This is a genomic window from Sinomonas sp. R1AF57 (assembly GCF_002224485.1).
GTDB classification, from domain to species: domain Bacteria; phylum Actinomycetota; class Actinomycetes; order Actinomycetales; family Micrococcaceae; genus Sinomonas; species Sinomonas flava.
On the sequence record NZ_CP022463.1, the window covers coordinates 2,651,906 to 2,668,907 of the forward strand.

Consider the following 17,002-nt stretch of genomic DNA (forward strand, 5'->3'; position numbering starts at 1 on the left):
AGGAGGTGACCTTCAGAGGGTGGGTCAGCGCTGCATCCGGCGGCGGGCGTCACGGGCGCGGATCCCGAGCCCCACGAGATGGGTGACGAGTCCGACGCCGATGATCGCCATCGAGGCGTAGAGGAGCCACATGATGTGGCCGAGGTTCGCGATGATGCTCAGGACGATGCCCACGCCGAGGAAGGCCATGCCCGAGAGCACGACCTTCCGGTACAGCGGGGACGCGGTCTCCCAGAAGCTGTTGAGCACGTTCTCTGCCGGGCCTGCTACAGCGCCGGCCGGACGCCGAAGGCGGTCGCGAGCTTCATGATCTTCTCCGCGCGGCCGAGTCGCGGCAGGTCGGAGCCGTCGCGGATCACGCGGCCGTTGGCCTCGAAGTCGTGCATGAAGTCCGTGGCCCAGGCGACATCGCTCGGGGTCGGCGAGATGACCTCGTTGATGATCGTGGTCTGGTCGACGGCGAGGCAGAGCTTGCCGGTCATGCCCATCATGACGGTGATGGCGCTCTGCTCGCGGAGGATCGGGTGGTTGGTCCCGACCGTGGGGCCGTCGATCGGGCCGGGCAGGTTGCCCACGCGGGAGGCGACCACGAGCTTGGCGCGCGGGTAGGCCATGGCCTCCTGGGTGGCGGCCATGCCGGTGTCGCGGCGGAAGTCGCCTGAGCCGAAGGCCAGACGGAACGCGCCCTGCGCCTTCGCGATGTGGTTGGCCTCCTCGATGCCCACGGCGGACTCGACGAGCGGGATGACGGGGGTCTTGCCGTCCATCCGGTGGAAGCTCTCGGTCACCTGGTCCGCAGACTCGGTCTTGGCGAGCATGACGCCGAGCAGGCCCGGGTTCCCGCGGAGCCCCGCGAGGTCGTCGGCCCAGAAGGGGCTCGTCGCATCGTTGACGCGCACCCAGGCGCGCCCGCCGCCCGCGAGCCACTGCGAGACGTTCTCGCGCGCGGCGTCCTTCTGCGACGGGTCCACGGCATCCTCGATGTCCAGGATGATCGCATCAGCGCGCGAGGCCGCGGATTCGTCGAAGAGCTCCGTCTTCATCGCGTTCACGAGAAGCCACGAGCGGGCGATCTCGGGGCTGATGATCCGACCCTCGCGGGCCTGGCGGGTCTGATCGGCGGCAGTGGTTGACGTCATGGGTCAACGGTATCCCGCCCGGGCCCCGCTGGGCACATCGGTCCACCCCCGCTTCGGCCGGTCGGGCGGTCTCAGAAGGTGCCGAGCGCGTAGCGCGACGACCACCCTCCGCAGGTCTCCCACCATCGGATCCCGGCGGGCAGTCCCACTGCGTCCCGCCGGCCCTCGGGAAGCTTCCGCTCGTCGCCGGTCGTGGCCTCGGCAGGACGTGCCGCTCCAGAGGACTCCTCATCAGCCATTGTGACTCTCCTGACGTGCGTTCAGTCGAAGAATCGGGCTCCCCAGCCAGGCTCGACAGGTCCAGTCCACGCCGTCGGCGCTAATATGTCAAGCGAATTTACTAACTACTCGCGAGTCGGAAACGGCTACTTCGCGAGGTACACCTGACGGCCCGAGACCTGCTGCGGGTCGAGCCGCACGAACAGGTCCCGGATCCCTCCCGCCCACGGCTCGTTCTGCATGTGGCCGTGGAGCCGCGTGAGCTCCTCGCTGTCCTCGACGACTGCGGCCTCTCCGCTGATCAGGACGGACCAGCCGGCCTGGACCGAGGGCTGGGTGGAATCGGTCTGGATCGACACGCCGGCCTGCGGAAGGCTCTTCGCGATCGAACCCTCGCGGCTGGTCCTGAAGAAGATCGACCCGTGCAGGACGATGTAGCCGATCGGGTAGACCGCGACGCGCCCTTCGTGCACGAACCCGAAGCGGCCCACGCCAGAGGCGCCCAGGAGGGCCCAGCAGCGTTCCTCGGCGAGCTCGTGGTCCTCGTGGCGGGCACCGAGCCCGTAGCTCACGTTCAGGTCAGACATGGCTCCTCCATTCCCCGCGCGGGCATTGCTGCCTTCAGACTTGCACGCGCCGCGCGGGGACGGAAGGGCAACAGTGCCTATGACGTCACGCGGATCCAGACGGTGGTGTCGCCAGGGAGCTTGCCGCCGTCGAGCTCGGCGCTCGCGAGGAGCACCTCGCCCTCGGGCAGCGCAATCGGGGCCGGACCGAAGTTGGTGATCACGTGCCAGCCGCCCGGACGCTCGAAGGCGAGCACGTCGTCGTCCTCCGTCTGGGCCCAGACGAGGCGCTCCTCGCCCTGGAGCTCGCGGCGCAGGCCCAGCGCCTTGCGGTAGAAGGCGAGGGTAGAGCCCGGGTCCGCCTCCTGGAGGCTCACGGCGTAGTCCTCGAACCACGCGGGCTGCGGCAGGTGCGCGCCGTCGCCGCCGAAGCCGTAGGAGGACCCCTCAGCGGGAGCAGCATCCCACGGGAGCGGCACGCGGCAGCCGTCGCGTCCCACTTCCACCCCGCGGTTGCGGAAGTACGTGGGGTCCTGCCGGTCCTTCTCGGGGATCCGCCCGACCTCCTGGAGGCCCAGCTCCTCGCCCTGGTACAGGTAGGCGGAGCCGGGCAGGGCGAGCATCAGCGCCGTGGCGGCCTTCGCCCGGCGGAGCCCGAGCTGCGCGTCCACCTCGGCCGGGTCGCCGCCGTCGAGCAGCCAGTCCTTGCCGTCGGCGCCGTGGCCGGCGCGGCCGCTGCCCTTCGGCAGCCCATAGCGGGTGGCGTGCCGCACCACGTCGTGGTTCGAGAAGACCCATGTCGAGGACGTTCCGGTGGCCGCGGCCTCGGCGAGGTTCTTGGCGATGATGGCCCGGTACTGCTCGGCGTCGAAGTCGGCCTGGAGGAGGTCGAAGTTGAAGGCCTGGCCGAGGCCCTCGGGGGATGCGTACCTGGCGCGCCGGTCGGCGTGCACCCATGCCTCGGCGACAGCGGTGCGCGGCGGCGTGTACTCGTTGAACACCTTCCGCCACTCGGCGTAGACCGAATGCACCTCGTCGCGGTCCCAGAGCGGGTGCTCGCCCAAGGAGAAGAGGTCCGCGCGGTGGATGGTCTCGAGGTCGTCGTGGACCGCGTCCATGTCCTTCTTGAGGCCGTGGGCCACGTCCACGCGGAAGCCGTCGACGCCGCGGTCCGACCAGAAGCGCAGGGTCGTCAGGAAGTCCTCGTGGACCTCGGGGTTGTCCCAGTTGAGGTCCGGCTGCTCCTTGGCGAAGAGGTGGAAGTACCACTGGCCAGGGGTCCCGTCCGGCTCGGTCACGCGCTCCCAGGCGGGGCCGCCGAAGATCGAGGTCCAGCCGTTCGGGGGAAGCTCGCCGTTCTCGCCGAGCCCGTCGCGGAAGATGTAGCGTTCGCGCGCTGCGGAGCCGCGGGGGGAGGCGAGGGCCTCCGCGAACCACTCGTGGCGGTCTGAGGTGTGGTTGGGGACGATGTCGGCGATGACCTTGATGCCGGCGCCGTGGAGCGCGGCGACCATGGCGTCGAAGTCCTCGAGGGTGCCGAGGCGGGGGTCGACGTTGCGGTAGTCGTCCACGTCGTAGCCGCCGTCGGCGAGGGCCGAGGTGTAGAAGGGGCTCAGCCACACGGCGTCGACGCCCAAGCGGGCGAGGTAGTCCACGCGGGAGGTGATGCCGGCGATGTCGCCGATCCCGTCCGCGTTCGAGTCGGCGAAGCTGCGGGGGTACACCTGGTAGACGACGGCCTGGCGCCACCAGTCGGCGGCGGGGTTCGTGCGGTCGTGCTCGTGGGCGGTGGCGGGCACCGTGCCTCCTGTTCACAGGGGGTTGTTCCATGCGGGGGATTTATATTTAGACTCTAAATCAAAGCCGCAGTCCATTATTCGCGCGGCCGGGAAGGAGGTCAAGGCATGCGGACCGGCCCCGTTGCGGGACCCCATATCGTGCGCCTCGCGAACGCCGACGCCGTCCTGCGCCGCCTCCGCGGCGCCGGCGCGTCCGCGCTGACCGCGACCGAACTCGTCGCCGCAACGGGTCTCACCAGGGCCACCGTGATCGCGGTCTGCGAGGACCTGGTCCAGCGCGGCTGGGCCACCGAGCTCGAGCCCGAGCGCTCGGGCCCTGCCCGCGGCCGCCCGCCGCGCACCTTCGCCTTCCGGTCCGACGCCGGGGTCGTGATCGGCCTCGACATGGGAGCCCACAAGGCCACCGCGCTCGTCGCCGACCTGCGCGGCACGGCCCTCGGCTCGGCGACCGGGGCATTCCCCGACGGCGCTCGCGGCGAGGCGAGGATCGACGTCGTCAGCACGACGGCAGCGGCTGCGCTCGCAGCGGCGGACACCGGCCCCGAGCGGGTCCTGGCCGTCGGCGCGGGCCTGCCCGCCCCCGTGGACCGCGAGGGGCGGATCGCCACCCCGCGTGGATTCTGGGAGCAGTTCGACGTGGGGCTGGCGGCGCGCCTGCGCGAGCGCCACGGCTGGGACGTCCTGCTCGAGAACGATGCGAACCTCGCCGCCCTCGCCGAGCACTGGAGGGGCGCGGCCCGCGGTGTCGACGACGCCGCCGTCCTGCTTGCCGGCGAGCGTCTCGGCGCAGGGCTGATCGAGTCCGGCAGGCTCCTGCGCGGCCGCAGCGGCGGCGCCGGCGAGCTCGCGTTCCTGAGCCTCGTCGACGGTGTCGCGGGGCCGCACGGCATCGCCCAGCTCGCACGCGAGTGGGGCGCGGAGGAGGCGGCGGCGAGCGGAGGGCTCGGCGGGCTCGCGGCGTCGGACGTCACGGCCGAGGCTGTCTTCGCAGCCGCGCACGACGGCGACCCGGCGGCCGTGCGCGTGCTCGACCGCCTCGCGGGGCGCATGGCGCGCGTCGTCGCCGTGCTCTCGACGCTGCTCAACCCGGAGCTGGTGGTCCTCGGCGGCGCCGTCGCAGGGGCCTCGGCGGCCCTGCTGCCCGGCATCCGGGCCGAGCTGCCGTCCCTGACCGACACGCCCGCCCAGGTCGAGGTCTCCGAGCTCGGCGGAGACGCCGTGGCGCTCGGCGCGGTGCGGCGGGCCTTGGACCACGTCAACGAGCACGCCCTCGAGCTGGCGCTGCCCGGACGACCCTAGAACGGCGTCGCGGCAGGGTCAGCACGGTGGGGTCAGGGGACGCGACGGCCCCGGGCTGCGGCGAGGAGGGCGTACCACTCGGGGCGGCTCATCGACTGCGCGACGTCCTCCGCGCCTGCGCACGCGCGGATGCGCTCCGGCGTGGCCGAGCCGATGACCGGCGCGATCCGGGCGGGGTGGCGCATGAGCCATCCCAGCACCACCGCCTCCGGCGTAGTGCCCCGTTCCTCGGCCATCCTGCGCACAAGATCGGCGGTGGCGAGGTCCGCCCGGGTGCGGTCGTCAGCGGAGCCGCTGGCCGGCGTCGTGCGCCCGGTGAAGCGGCCGCCCGCGAGGGGCGACCACGCCTGCACCTCGGCGCCGGTCCGGGCGCAGTGCTCGAGCGTCCCGTGCGGGAAGCTGACCGCGGCTCCCTCGGGATGGTTGACGAGGATGCCGCTCTCGACGAAGTCCGGCCGGCCGAGGCTCAGCTCGAGCTGGTTGGCGGCGAGCGGCGCGGGCAGGTGGTCGGCGAGGGCCTGCATCTGGGCGGCGGAGAAGTTGGACACGCCGATCGCGCGGATCGTCCCCTCCTCGAGCAGGCGCACGACGGCGGCGCCCACCTCGGCGGGGTCCAGCAGCGGGTCCGGGCGGTGGAGGAGCAGCAGGTCGAGGTAGTCCGTCCGCAGGCGCGCGAGGATGCCCTCGACGCGGGACCGGATCGCGGCGGCGCTCAGGTCGTAGTAGGCGTCGAGCCCGTCCTCGCCGAGGCGGATGCCGACCTTGCTCTGGATCCACAGCTGCCCGCGGAGGCCGGCGCTGCGCGCGATGACCTCGCCGAAGACCGACTCCGAGGTGCCGCCCCGGTAGATGTCGGCGTGGTCGAAGCGGTCGATGCCGATGCTGCGGGCCGCCTCGATCGCGGCGGCCGCGTGGTCCACCTCGGCCGGGCCGTAGTGCGAGGAACCCCACGGACCGCCCAGGCCCATGCAGCCGTAGACGAGGCGTGAGCGGGAGGCGGGTTCTCGCGCGGACATGGCGGCTCCTGGCTGGCTGCGTGATGGACCCGGGGTACGAGTAAGGGGCCCGTCTTCCGACGGACCCCTTGACGTAGCGGTGCCGGGACTCGATCCCGGGACCTCACGATTATGAGTCGTGCGCTCTAACCAGCTGAGCTACACCGCCACAGAGCCCCCCACGGGAATCGATCCCGTGACCTCCATCTTACCAAGATGGCGCTCTACCACTGAGCTAGGGGGGCAACAGACAGATACTTTACCGGAAGGGTGGCCGCGCGAACAAATCGGGCCGCACCCCTGTCCGCGCCGCCCCTCCCCCGCCGTCAGGGCAGGCGGAGAACCTGCCCGGGGTGGATCAGGTCCGGGTCCGGAACGGTGTCCGCGTTGGCCGCGATGAGGGCTCCGAGGTCCACGCCGAACTGCTCGGCGATGCCCGAGAGCGTGTCCCCGGGCTCGACCACGACCTCGCGCGTGCCGGTCGAAGCGGAGTCGGTCGAAGCGGAGTCGGTCGGAGCCGCGCCGGAAGGGGCGGCAGCCGGTTCCGCGGCGGCAGCCGGTTCCGCGGCGGCAGCCGGTTCCGCGGCGGCAGCCGGCTCGGCGGCGGCAGGCTCGGGGGCAGCAGGCTCCGTGGCGGCAGGCTCCGGGGCCTGGACCGGAGCCTCGGAGACGCTCGGGTCCGCGGGGGATCCGGTGGTCGGGTCGGCCGGCGCCCCGACCGACTCCGGGGATTCGGTGTCGTTGCGGCCGGCGTCGTCCCGTTCGGTGTCGTTGCGGCCGGCGTCGTTCCGGTCGCGGTGAAGGGCGTCGTCGAGGTGGCCCTTGACGTCCTCGGCCGCGTTCTCGATGTTCTTGCGCACATCATCCAGGAAGCCCATGGGGAACCTTTCGTGTTGGGCCGGCCGGGAGCCGGCGTCGAAATGTCCCTGCCCCCTATCCGCAGCCGGAGGATTGAAACGCATCCCGTGGAGTGCCCCGGGAAGCGCGGAGCCCGCCCCCGGAGAATCCGGGGGCGGGCTCGCGAGTCACGCGTCGCTCAGGACAGCCTGGGCGTCACCACTTGCGGCCGTGGGCGCCGTCCTTCGCCTGGCGGGGCTTCCGCTCGCCGAAGCTGCGGCCGCCGAAGCCGCCACGGTCACCGCGGTCGGAGCGCCCGCCGAAGCCGCGGTCGTCGCGGCCGAACCCGCGCCCGCCACGGTCACCGCGGTCGGAGCGGCCGGAGAAGCCGCCACGGTCGGAGCGCCCGCCGAAGCCGCGGTCGGACCGCTCGCCGTCGCGCTCGCGGTTGGGGCGGCGGCCCGTGTCCAGCTCGAGCTTGATGAGCTCTCCGCCGATCCGGGTCTTGGACAGCGCCCTCCACTGCTCGGAGCTGAGCTCGGCCGGCAGCTCGACCAGCGAGTGGTCGGCGCGGATGTCGATCCCGCCGATCTGGCTCGAGTGGAATCCGCCCTCGTTCGCGAGGGCCCCGACGATCGAGCCGGGCATCACGCGCTGGCGGCGGCCGACGGCGATCCGGTAGGTCGCGTTCCCCTCGGTCACGCCGCGGGACGGGCCACGGGAGCCGAAGCCGTCCTTGTTCCGGTCGCGCTTCTGGAACTCGGGCGTCGCGGGCAGCTCCTTGACGAAGAACGGCTGGTCGCCCTGGACCATCACGGCGAGCGCCGCGGCGATCTCCGCTGCCGGGACCTTGTGCTCCTCCTCGTAGGAGGCGATGAGGTCGCGGAACATGGCGACGTCCTCGGACTCGAGGGTCTCCGTGATCTGGTCCGCGAACTTGCTCATGCGCAGCGAGTTGACCGTCTCCGCGGTGGGCAGGTGCATCTGCTCGACGGCCTGGCGGGTGGCCTTCTCGATGGCGCGCAGGAGGTACTTCTCCCGCGGCGTCATGAACAGGATGGCGTCGCCCTTGCGGCCGGCGCGGCCCGTGCGGCCGATGCGGTGCACGTAGCTCTCGGTGTCGTGCGGGATGTCGTAGTTGACGACGTGGCTGATGCGCTCGACGTCCAGGCCGCGCGCGGCGACGTCTGTGGCGACCAGGATGTCGATCTTGCCCTCGCGCAGCGCCTCGACGGTGCGCTCGCGCTGCGCCTGGGCGATGTCGCCGTTGATGGCGGCGGCCTGGAAGCCGCGGGCCTTGAGCTTCTCGGCGAGGTCCTCGGTGGCCATCTTGGTGCGCACGAACGCGATGACCCCGTCGAAGTCCTCGACCTCGAGGATGCGGGTCAGGGCGTCGAGCTTGTGCGGGCCCATGACCTGGACGTAGCGCTGGCGGATGTTCTGGGCGGTCGCCGTCTTGGCCTTGACCGTGACCTCTTCCGGCTGGTTGAGGTACTGCTTGGACATCCGGCGGATCTGCGAGGGCATCGTGGCGGAGAAGAGGGCGACCTGGCGGCCGTCCGGGGTCTCCTGGAAGATCCGCTCGACGTCGTCGGCGAAGCCCATGCGGAGCATCTCGTCGGCCTCGTCGAGGACGAGGTACTGGAGCTCGGAGAGGTCCAGGGAGCCCTTCTCGATGTGGTCGATCACGCGGCCGGGGGTGCCGACGACGACCTGCGCGCCGCGGCGCAGGCCCGCGAGCTGGGGGCCGTAGGCGGAGCCGCCGTAGACGGGAAGGACAGTGAAGTCGTCGAGGTGCTTCGCGTAGGACGTGAACGCCTCCGCGACCTGGAGCGCGAGCTCGCGGGTCGGGGCGAGGACAAGCGCCTGCGTCTGGCGGGACGGGCCGTTGAGGTCGTGCAGCTCGGCAAGGCGTGAGAGGGCGGGGACCGCGAAGGCGGCGGTCTTGCCGGTGCCCGTCTGGGCGAGGCCGACGACGTCGCGGCCCTCGAGCAGGAGCGGGATCGTGGCGGCCTGGATGGGCGAGGGCTTCTCGTAGCCGACCTCTGCGAGCGCCGCGAGCACGCGGCCGTCGATGCCGAGATCGGCGAAGCGGACGGTCTTCTCGTCGTCCTGCGCGGGCTTCTCGGCGGGCTGCTGCGTCTCGGCAGCCGGCTCGGTCTCGGCGGGCTGCTGCTGCTCGATGGCCTCAGCGGGCTGGGGCGCCTCAACGGCCTCGGAGACCTCGGGGGCCTGGGCTTCGTTGGTGGTGTCGGGGGCGATGGCGGTTTCAGACATGCGTGTGTCCTCCGGGTCTGGCGAGCCGTGCCGGCTCTGCGGTCAGGGACGAAGCCCAGCACTGTCTCAATCCCGTGGCATGGCTTCTCGCTGCGTTCGGCACCACATGCACCCGTACAGCGTTTCCTTCAGCCGGAGTGTCCCCTATGCGATTGCCCGCTCGGCGGGCCCCAACACGCGTACTGTCCTGCCTCAAGAATTGGGCAGAAAAAGGGAGTTCCGGAAAGTGGGGGATACATCCATCATACGGCACGCACGACGCCGCCGGGTCACCGCCGTCGTCCGGGCGGCGGTGAGGTTGCACACAGGGGTCAGGCACGGGCGCCGTCGAGCGCTCCCGGCCTCCCTCGCCGCGCCCCGTCTGGGGGTCAGATTCCGGGGGTCACCCGAGGTGACTCCCAGAAGGTGACTCCCAGAACGTGACCCTCAGAACGTGACCCCCAGGAGGTGACCCTCAGACGGCGGGGCGGGAGGCGGCGCTGTCGACGTAGCGGCGGAGCGCCGCCGCGAGGCGGATCTGCCCGTCGGCCTCGGCGTCGAGGAGCGCCTCGGCGCGCTCGCGGGTCGGCTCGGCCAGCCACTGGCCGACTCGCACCCCGTGGTCGGGGACATGCTCGACGGTGAACTGCGCGCCCGCCTCGACGTCGCCGGGGGTCACGGCGCGCAGGTAGGCGCCCGAAAGCCCAGCCCGAGTGAACCAGGCCACCCAGCCGTCCTGGCCCATGCGCCGGGCGAAGGTCGCGCACGGGATCCGCGGCATCGTCACCTCCAGCACCGCCCCCGAGGCGAACCGCCAGCGCTCGCCGATGACGGCATTGCTCGCGGTGATGCCCTCGACGCGCAGGTTCTCGCCGAAGAGGCCTGGCGGGATGTCGCGGCCGAGCTCGCGGGACCAGAGCGCGGCGTCGTCCTCGGAGTACGCGTAGACGGCCTTGTCCTCGCCGCCGTGGTTGGCGCGGTCGGCCTGCACGTCCCCGTGGAGGCCCAGCCGGCGCACGCGCACGGGTCCCTCGACGGGCCGCTTGTCGATCGCGGTGACCCCCACCGCACCCGGGTCGGAGAGCAGCTGGTGGACACGGCACACGGCAGTGACACGCGCGGTCTTCATGCCTTCAGGGTAGCCGAGCGGCCTGCGCCGCATCCGGCTGCGCGGGCCATCTGCTGGCGCGGACCCGTCTGCCTATACTGGCCGCACGCTGGGGGGCGGACCACCGAGACGTGGAGTAGTCATGATCGTGGACCCGTTGTACAGGCCGGCCCGCGCTGCCGGACGCACCGCGGCGCCGGCGCGGGCCGTCACGCTGGTCCTGGCCACGGGGCTGTCCCTGGCCACAGGGCTGTCCCTGGCGGCCTGCACCCCCTCCCAGCCGCAGCCCAGCAGCAGCTCAGCCGGACCCTCGGCATCGTCGTCGGCCCCAGTGGACACCGCCTCGCCGGGCAGCACCGGCACGGCCTCCGCAGGGGCGCCGGGCTCCGGGGCCGGATCGGCATCGGCGCAGGCGGGATCCGCCGTGCCGTCGGGGCAGGATGCGGTGGCTTCGGGCGACCAGGGCAGCTTCGTCGCGGAGCCTCCCGCCCGGGCCAGCGGATCGGCCCCGGATGCCGGTGCGTGCGTGAACCTCAAGGAGGAGTCCGTGCGCGCTGCCCTCGGATCCGCCGCCCCGGCCTCGCTCACGCCGTTCGCGAGCGAGGATGCCGTCGTCGAGGGCTTTCCGGGCGCTGTGAGGCGGGAGTGCACCATGAAGCTCGGGCCTGAGCCGGGCCACACGGTGTCGGTGTCCGCGATCTCCTTCCCCGACGCCGCCGCCGCGCGCTCCTACGGCGTCGCACCGAAGGGGTTCACGGCTGATTCGGTCTCGGGGGTGGGCGATTCGGCGGCCTTCGTCGCGCAGAAGACCGCGGTCGAGGTCGGGTACTACCTCTTCGTCGGCCGCGGTGCCGACGTCTTCCGCTTCCGCATCGGCCAGCCCACGCGCGGCTCGGGCACGCCCGCCATGGATGCCGCCGCGGGCCGGGACGCCCTCGTGAAGCTCGCCAAGGCCGCCGGGCTCTGAGGACCCGTCGGGGGGCGGCCGGCCCTCACGGGTCGAAGCGGTAGCCCATCCCGGCCTCGGTGTGCAGGTGGCGCGGGCGGGCGGGATCGTCCTCGAGCTTGCGCCGCAGCTGGGCCAGGTACACGCGCAGGTACTGGGTCTCCTTCGCGTAGGCCGGCCCCCAAACCTGGGTGAGGATCTCGCGCTGCGTCACGAGCGCGCCTGCCCGGCGCACCAGGAGCGCGAGGATGCTCCACTCCGTCGGTGTCAGGCGCACCTCCTCGCCCCGGCGGACCACGCGGCGGGCGGCGAGGTCCACGCTCAGCTCCCCCGTCTGCACCCGCGGATTCTCCTCGGCGCGCGGTCCCCGCCGAGCCGCTGCCCTCAGCCTCGCGAGCAGCTCTTCGAGGCCGAAGGGCTTGGTCACGTAGTCGTCCGCGCCGGCGTCGAGGGCCTCCACCTTGTCCTCCGAGCCGTGCCTGGCCGAGAGGACGATGATCGGAACCTCCGTCCACGCCCGCAGCCGCCGGATGACCTCGACGCCGTCCATCCCGGGCAGCCCGAGGTCGAGCACCACGATGTCCATGCGCCGGCTGGCGGCGAGCTCGAGCGCGTCCTCGCCGCTTCCTGCGGTGACGGCGTCGTAGCCGTGGACGCGCAGGTTGATCTGCAGGGCGCGGGCTATCTGGGCCTCGTCCTCGATGACCAGCACGGTGGTCTGCTCGGTCATGCCCGTCCCCCTTCCCACAGCGGGAGGGAGACGACCATGGTGAGGCCGCCGCCCGTGGTCGCCTCCGCCTCGATGCGCCCGCCCATTGCCTCGGTGAAGCCCTTCGCGACCGCGAGCCCGAGGCCCACCCCGCCGCGCGCCGAGGCGTCGCCGGAACGCTGGAAGGGCCGGAAGATCGCCAGCAGGTCCTCGGGCGGGACCCCGCCGCCGTGGTCGATGACGCGCAGCTCCCCGCAGGGGCGGCCGTCCGGACCCGGCACTCCGCTGCGGGCCCTGACCTCGACCGCGGAGCCCGGCGCGTAGCGGAGGGCGTTCTCGACGAGGTTGGCCACCACGCGCTCGAGGAGCACGGGGTCCGCGGCCACCACAGGCTCGTTGGCCGGGATGAGGTCGACGGCGTCTCCCGCGGCGAGCGCGGCTGCGGGCAGGACGTCGCGCCACGCGACGGGGCGCAGGAGCGGCCGGACGGTGTCCGCGGTGATCCGCGACATGTCCAGGAGGTTGCTCACGAGTCCCGTGAGCCGGTCCGTGTAGTCCTCGATCGTGCCGAGCAGCTCAGCCTCCTCCTCGCGGGTGAACTCGACGGTGGGCTGGCGCAGGCTGCTCACGCTCAGCTTGATCCCGGCCAGCGGCGTGCGCAGGTCGTGGGAGACGGCCTGGAGGATCGCGGTGCGGATCGAGTTGCCCTCCTCGAGCCGGCGGTTGTCCGCGCGGCTCCTCGCGAGCTGGTCCCGCTGGCGCATCGCCACGAGGTAGGCGCCGAACGCCTGGAGCATGCGCCGCTCCCCCGCGTCGAGCGCGTGGCCGCCGACCAGGAGCGTGTAGTAGCCGTCCGGCGCGACGGAGTCGTCGGCGGCACCATGCGAGACGGGCGGGGCCTCCCCCGCGCTCGCGAGCACGTCCCAGCCCGAGGCGACCCGGCCGGCGTCGTCCGTCCTCCTCGCCACGAGCGTCACGGCGCGCAGCCCGAGCGTGGCGCGCACCCGCTCGAGGAACTCGCCCGTGTCCCCCGCCGAGCCGAGGATCCCGACGGCCAGCTCGCTCATCGCGTCAGCCTCCGCCGCGGCCTGCCTCGCCTGCTCGTACCGCCGCGCGGAGGCTCCCACCGCGAGCGCGACCGAGCAGGCGACGGCGAGGAACACCACGAGCTCGACGACGGACTCGCCCCGCGCGATCACGAAGCTGCCCACAGGGTCGGTCGAGAACCAGTTGAGGGCCAGCATCCCGAGGACCGCGGCGAGGATCGCCGGCCACAGACCGCCCACGAGGGCCACGACGACCGCGGCCGCGAGCGCCAGCAGCATGGCCAGGGACACGTCCCGGTACCCGGCCGTCGCGGCCACGAACTCGACGGCGGCCGGCAGCACGACGGCGAGGGCGAACCCGGCCCACAGGCGGCGGCGGTCCAGGATGCCCAGCTCGGCCAGGCGCAGCCGGTGCTCCCGGGCCGGGAAGAAGGGCGTGCGCTGGCTCATGCGGCCATTGTGGCAGGCCCGCCCCGCTGGCGGGCCTGCCCGCGCTAGTTCCGGGTGACCTGCCCCATGGTCGAGGCGACCGGCCGCAGGAACAGCGGCCGGGCGAGGAACCAGAGCCCCACGATGACGAGCACCGCGACGGCGAAGAGGATGAACCCGAGCCAGTCGCCGCCGTCGTGCGCGGCGAACATGTGGTTGAGGTTCTGCAGCGCGCCCGTGGTGAGCACGAGCGTCACGTGCACGATCACGAACACGACGAAGAACGCCATGGTGGGGAAGTGCAGGGCCCGCGCCCACTCCATGGGATAGGCCTTGTTGAGCCGGGGCGCCTTGGCGTTGGTGGGCCACGCGCCCGACATCCGCAGGCCGGTGACGATCGCCAGCGGAGCGGCCACGAACACCACGAGGAAGTACGTCAGCTGCTGGAGCGCGTTGTAGTTGACCCAGCCGTTCTCGAGCGGCCAGTCCAGGGAGGCGTACTGGATCGCCGTGGAGAGGGCGTGCGGGAAGACGTCCCACGAGGTGGGCACGAGCCGGACCCAGTGGCCGGTCGCGAACATCAGGATGAAGTACACGAGCCCGTTGAGCACCCACAGCGCATCGAGGGTGAGGTGGAACCAGAGGTCCAGGCTGATCTTCTTGGGCTGGCCCTTGGTCTTGATGAGGCCCTTGTTGTTGCGCTTCCAGTAGCCCTGCGGCCTCGTCACGAACCGCACCTGCAGGCCCGTGCGCACGATCAGCACGATGAACATCATGTTCAGGAAGTGCTGCACGTTGAGCCAGGCCGGCAGCCCCTCGGGCGCCCACGAGGGCAGCGGCGCGTGGCCGGGGTACGTCGCGATGAACTGCGAGACGGCCTCGGTGCTGCGCAGCCACTTCGCGAGCAGGACGACGACGGCGAGCAGCACCACAGCGCCGACTCCCACCGCCGTGGGGCGGAACCAGGGCGCCCGGGTCAGGGCAGGCTTCGCAGGTGAGGTCTGCGGCATGGAAAGCGGTCCTCCGGAAGGGTCAGGGCTGGAGCTGTGCGATGGCCGCGTCGAGGTCCGCGATGAGGTCATCGGCGTCCTCGATGCCCACGGACAGGCGCACGAGGTTCTCGGGGACGGCCAGCTCGGTGCCCTTGACGGACGCGTGCGTCATCTCCGAGGGGTAGTTCATGAGCGACTCGATCCCGCCGAGGCTCTCGGCGAGCGTGAACAGCCGGGTGGACTCCGCGACCTTGCGCGCCGCGGCCTCCCCGCCCGTGAACTGGACCGAGATCATGCCGCCGAAGCGGCGCATCTGCTTCGCCGCGAGCTCGTGGCCGGGGTGGTCCGGCAGGCCCGGGTAGAGCACCTTCTCGACGCCGGGGCGGCCCACGAGCCACTCGGCGATCCTCTGGGCGTTCTCCGAGTGCCGCTCCATCCGCACGCCGAGGGTCTTGAGGCCGCGGGTGGTCAGGAACGCGTCCATGGGGCCGGACACGGCGCCCACGGCGAACTGGACGAAGCCGACCTTCTCGGCCAGCTCGTCGTCGTCGAGCACGACCGCGCCGCCCACCACGTCGGAATGCCCGCCGATGTACTTGGTCGTCGAGTGCACGACGACGTCCGCGCCCAGGGCGAGCGGGTTCTGCAGGTACGGCGAGGCGAAGGTGTTGTCGACGACGAGGAGGGCGCCGGCGTCGTGCGCGATGTCCGCGAGGGCCGTGATGTCGGTGATCTTCATCATCGGGTTCGACGGGGTCTCGACCCACACGAGCCGGGCTCCCTGCTCGACGACGGCGCGGACCCGGTCGAGCTGGGACATGTCGATGGGCCTGTTCTCGATGCCCCAGGGCTTCAGAACCCGCGAGATCAGGCGGTAGGTGCCGCCGTAGGCATCGTTGCCGAGGACGATCCGGTCCCCGGGGGAGCAGAGGGCGCGGATGAGCGCGTCCTCGGCGGCGAGGCCGGACCCGAACGAGTAGGCGTGGCGGCCGCCCTCGAGCGCGGCGAGCTGCTCCTGGAGGGCGTCGCGGGTCGGGTTGCCGCCGCGGCCGTACTCGTAGCCCGCGCGGAGGCCGCCGATCCCCTCCTGCGCATAGGTCGAGGAGAAGTGCAGCGGGGGCACGACCGCACCCGTCCGCGGCTCGAACTCCTGGCCGGCGTGGACCGCGCGGGTGTTGAAGCCGGCGCCCTGCCCGGTCTGTCCGCTGGAGCTGTGTGGCATGGTGGTCGTCCCCTTACTTGTTGAGGTTGGCCAGGAGGTCGTGGCGGGTCAGGATGCCGATCGGGGCGCCCACGAAGGTGACCATGACGGCGTCCTCCTCGCTGAGGGCCTTCCGCAGCTCGGCCTGGCCCTCGAGGGACCCGATGACCGGCAGGCGCTCGCCCATGTGCTCGGAGATCTTGTCCGTGAGCTTGGCCTCGCCGCGGAAGAGCTTGGCAGACAGCGAGCGCTCGTCGACGGCGCCGAGGACCTCGCCCATGACCACGGGCGGTTCGGCCGAGAGCACCGGGAGGTGGCTGATGCCGTACTCGTTCATGATGTCGATGACGTCGCGGACCGTCTCGTTGGGGTGCGTGTGGACGAGCTCGGGGAGCCGGTCGCCCTTGCCCTTGAGCAGCTCCCCGACGGTCTTCTCCTCCGCTCCCGGAAGGAAGCCGTAGGAGCGCATCCAGTCGTCGTTGAAGATCTTGGCGAGGTAGCCGCGGCCGCTGTCAGGCAGGATCACGACGACGACCGCGTCCTCGGGCAGGTCCTGCGCCACGCGCAGGGCGGCCACGACGGCCATGCCGGACGAGCCGCCGACGAGGAGGCCCTCCTCGCGGGCGAGGCGGCGCGTCATCGCGAACGACTCCGCGTCGGTCACGGCGAGCACCTCGTCCGGGACCGACTTGTCGTAGTTGGCCGGCCACATGTCCTCGCCCACGCCCTCGACGAAGTAGGGCCGCCCGGAGCCGCCGGAGTAGACGGAACCCTCGGGGTCGGCGCCGATGACCTTGACCTGGCCGCCCTCGGACTCGGGGCGGTCCCGGCTGGCCTCCTTGAGGAAGCGGCCCGTGCCGGTGATGGTCCCGCCGGTCCCCGCGCCGATGACCACGTGGGTGACCTTGCCGTCGGTGTCGGCCCAGATCTCGGGGCCGGTGGTCTCGTAGTGGCTGCCGGGGGCGCCGGGGTTGGAGAACTGGTCCGGCTTGAAGGCCCCGGGGATCTCGGTCACGAGGCGGTCCGAGACGCCGTAGTAGGACTGCGGGGAGTCGGGCGCCACGGCCGTGGGCGTGACGACCACTTCGGCGCCGTACGCCTCAAGGACGGCGCGCTTCTCCTCGCCCACCTTGTCGGGGACGACGAAGATGCAGCGGTACCCCTTCTGCTGGCCCACCAGGGCGAGCCCGACGCCGGTGTTGCCGCTCGTGGGCTCGACGATCGTCCCGCCGGGGGCGAGCTTGCCGTCCGCCTCGGCCTGCTCGATCATCTTCAGCGCGATGCGGTCCTTGATGGACCCGCCGGGGTTGAGGTACTCGAGTTTGACCAGGACCGTCGCCTTGATGCCCTCAGTGACCTTCTGGAGCTTGACGAGGGGCGTGTGCCCGATGAGTTCGACGACGGAGTTGGCATACTTCACGACCCCAACTGTAGCCGCTGGCCCGGATTGACTTCTTCGAA

At 71.9% G+C, this 17,002-nt stretch carries 16 protein-coding genes and 2 tRNA genes; 2 read left to right on the forward strand and 16 right to left on the reverse strand.

The features are described from left to right. Positions 1-24 precede the first annotated feature (24 nt). The 5 genes from CGQ25_RS12195 to CGQ25_RS12215 form a co-directional block, all read right to left on the reverse strand. Positions 25-249, reverse strand: a complete 225-nt coding sequence (locus CGQ25_RS12195) for a DUF4337 domain-containing protein (protein WP_255405293.1) — start codon at positions 247-249, stop codon at positions 25-27. Between the two features lie 17 nt (positions 250-266). After that, complete coding sequence (locus CGQ25_RS12200; protein WP_208710051.1) at positions 267-1,139, reverse strand: CoA ester lyase; 873 nt, start codon at positions 1,137-1,139, stop codon at positions 267-269. 71 nt (positions 1,140-1,210) lie between these two features. Then, the gene (locus tag CGQ25_RS12205) at positions 1,211-1,378 is read right to left on the reverse strand and encodes a hypothetical protein (protein ID WP_208710054.1); all 168 of its coding nucleotides are present in this window, start codon (positions 1,376-1,378) and stop codon (positions 1,211-1,213) included. A 126-nt stretch (positions 1,379-1,504) separates the two neighbouring features. Continuing rightward, positions 1,505-1,945 (reverse strand): pyridoxamine 5'-phosphate oxidase family protein, encoded by a 441-nt coding sequence (locus CGQ25_RS12210; RefSeq protein WP_208710056.1) that lies wholly within the window; start codon positions 1,943-1,945, stop codon positions 1,505-1,507. A gap of 77 nt (positions 1,946-2,022) precedes the next feature. Then, on the reverse strand, positions 2,023-3,723 hold the full coding sequence (locus CGQ25_RS12215) for a glycoside hydrolase family 13 protein (RefSeq protein ID WP_208710059.1): 1,701 nt from the start codon (positions 3,721-3,723) through the stop codon (positions 2,023-2,025). 105 nt (positions 3,724-3,828) lie between these two features. Between CGQ25_RS12215 and CGQ25_RS12220 the strand changes: the two genes are divergently transcribed. After that, on the forward strand, positions 3,829-5,022 hold the full coding sequence (locus CGQ25_RS12220) for an ROK family protein (RefSeq protein ID WP_208710062.1): 1,194 nt from the start codon (positions 3,829-3,831) through the stop codon (positions 5,020-5,022). Between the two features lie 32 nt (positions 5,023-5,054). On the opposite strand, the gene CGQ25_RS12225 is transcribed toward CGQ25_RS12220, so the two are convergent. The 6 genes from CGQ25_RS12225 to CGQ25_RS12250 all read right to left on the reverse strand — a co-directional run bounded on the left by CGQ25_RS12225 (position 5,055) and on the right by CGQ25_RS12250 (position 10,239). After that, positions 5,055-6,038, reverse strand: a complete 984-nt coding sequence (locus CGQ25_RS12225; protein WP_208710066.1) for an aldo/keto reductase family oxidoreductase — start codon at positions 6,036-6,038, stop codon at positions 5,055-5,057. Between the two features lie 74 nt (positions 6,039-6,112). Further along, positions 6,113-6,186 (reverse strand) — tRNA-Met (locus CGQ25_RS12230). Between the two features lie 4 nt (positions 6,187-6,190). Beyond that, a tRNA-Thr gene (locus CGQ25_RS12235) sits at positions 6,191-6,262 on the reverse strand. A gap of 81 nt (positions 6,263-6,343) precedes the next feature. Beyond that, positions 6,344-6,895, reverse strand: a complete 552-nt coding sequence (locus tag CGQ25_RS12240; RefSeq protein WP_208710068.1) for a LysM peptidoglycan-binding domain-containing protein — start codon at positions 6,893-6,895, stop codon at positions 6,344-6,346. A gap of 175 nt (positions 6,896-7,070) precedes the next feature. Beyond that, entirely contained in the window at positions 7,071-9,131 is a 2,061-nt protein-coding gene (locus CGQ25_RS12245; protein ID WP_208710071.1) for a DEAD/DEAH box helicase, read from the reverse strand. 454 nt (positions 9,132-9,585) lie between these two features. Then, positions 9,586-10,239: an MOSC domain-containing protein gene (locus CGQ25_RS12250; protein WP_208710074.1), complete on the reverse strand. Its 654-nt coding sequence runs from the start codon at positions 10,237-10,239 to the stop codon at positions 9,586-9,588. A gap of 127 nt (positions 10,240-10,366) precedes the next feature. Between CGQ25_RS12250 and CGQ25_RS12255 the strand changes: the two genes are divergently transcribed. Then, positions 10,367-11,185, forward strand: coding sequence for a hypothetical protein (locus CGQ25_RS12255; RefSeq protein ID WP_208710077.1), 819 nt, complete (start codon positions 10,367-10,369; stop codon positions 11,183-11,185). A gap of 25 nt (positions 11,186-11,210) precedes the next feature. On the opposite strand, the gene CGQ25_RS12260 is transcribed toward CGQ25_RS12255, so the two are convergent. Genes CGQ25_RS12260 through CGQ25_RS12280 form a run of 5 tightly spaced genes read right to left on the reverse strand, consistent with a single transcriptional unit; the run spans position 11,211 to position 16,961 of the window. Beyond that, positions 11,211-11,894, reverse strand: coding sequence for a response regulator (locus CGQ25_RS12260; protein WP_208710080.1), 684 nt, complete (start codon positions 11,892-11,894; stop codon positions 11,211-11,213). Beyond that, complete coding sequence (locus CGQ25_RS12265; protein ID WP_208710082.1) at positions 11,891-13,369, reverse strand: ATP-binding protein; 1,479 nt, start codon at positions 13,367-13,369, stop codon at positions 11,891-11,893. Before CGQ25_RS12265 ends, CGQ25_RS12260 begins: the two co-directional genes overlap by 4 nt. A 44-nt stretch (positions 13,370-13,413) precedes the next feature. After that, positions 13,414-14,358 carry a cytochrome b/b6 domain-containing protein gene (locus tag CGQ25_RS12270; RefSeq protein WP_208710085.1) on the reverse strand — a complete coding sequence of 315 codons (945 nt, stop codon included), beginning with the start codon at positions 14,356-14,358 and terminating at the stop codon, positions 13,414-13,416. A gap of 22 nt (positions 14,359-14,380) precedes the next feature. After that, entirely contained in the window at positions 14,381-15,562 is a 1,182-nt protein-coding gene (locus tag CGQ25_RS12275) for a cystathionine gamma-synthase (protein ID WP_208710088.1), read from the reverse strand. Between the two features lie 13 nt (positions 15,563-15,575). Next, a complete protein-coding gene (locus CGQ25_RS12280; protein ID WP_208710091.1) occupies positions 15,576-16,961 on the reverse strand; it encodes a cystathionine beta-synthase in 1,386 nt (461 codons plus the stop codon). Positions 16,962-17,002 lie beyond the last annotated feature (41 nt).

Coding starts and splice junctions, on each gene's coding strand:
- CGQ25_RS12250 (WP_208710074.1), bottom strand. CDS start 10,239: ATGAAGACCGCGCGTGTCACTGCCGTGTGCCGTGTCCACCAGCTGCTC.
- CGQ25_RS12210 (WP_208710056.1), bottom strand. CDS start 1,945: ATGTCTGACCTGAACGTGAGCTACGGGCTCGGTGCCCGCCACGAGGAC.
- CGQ25_RS12260 (WP_208710080.1), bottom strand. CDS start 11,894: ATGACCGAGCAGACCACCGTGCTGGTCATCGAGGACGAGGCCCAGATA.
- CGQ25_RS12270 (WP_208710085.1), bottom strand. CDS start 14,358: ATGCCGCAGACCTCACCTGCGAAGCCTGCCCTGACCCGGGCGCCCTGG.
- CGQ25_RS12200 (WP_208710051.1), bottom strand. CDS start 1,139: ATGACGTCAACCACTGCCGCCGATCAGACCCGCCAGGCCCGCGAGGGT.
- CGQ25_RS12220 (WP_208710062.1), top strand. CDS start 3,829: ATGCGGACCGGCCCCGTTGCGGGACCCCATATCGTGCGCCTCGCGAAC.
- CGQ25_RS12265 (WP_208710082.1), bottom strand. CDS start 13,369: ATGAGCCAGCGCACGCCCTTCTTCCCGGCCCGGGAGCACCGGCTGCGC.
- CGQ25_RS12205 (WP_208710054.1), bottom strand. CDS start 1,378: ATGGCTGATGAGGAGTCCTCTGGAGCGGCACGTCCTGCCGAGGCCACG.
- CGQ25_RS12225 (WP_208710066.1), bottom strand. CDS start 6,038: ATGTCCGCGCGAGAACCCGCCTCCCGCTCACGCCTCGTCTACGGCTGC.
- CGQ25_RS12240 (WP_208710068.1), bottom strand. CDS start 6,895: ATGGGCTTCCTGGATGATGTGCGCAAGAACATCGAGAACGCGGCCGAG.
- CGQ25_RS12275 (WP_208710088.1), bottom strand. CDS start 15,562: ATGCCACACAGCTCCAGCGGACAGACCGGGCAGGGCGCCGGCTTCAAC.
- CGQ25_RS12245 (WP_208710071.1), bottom strand. CDS start 9,131: ATGTCTGAAACCGCCATCGCCCCCGACACCACCAACGAAGCCCAGGCC.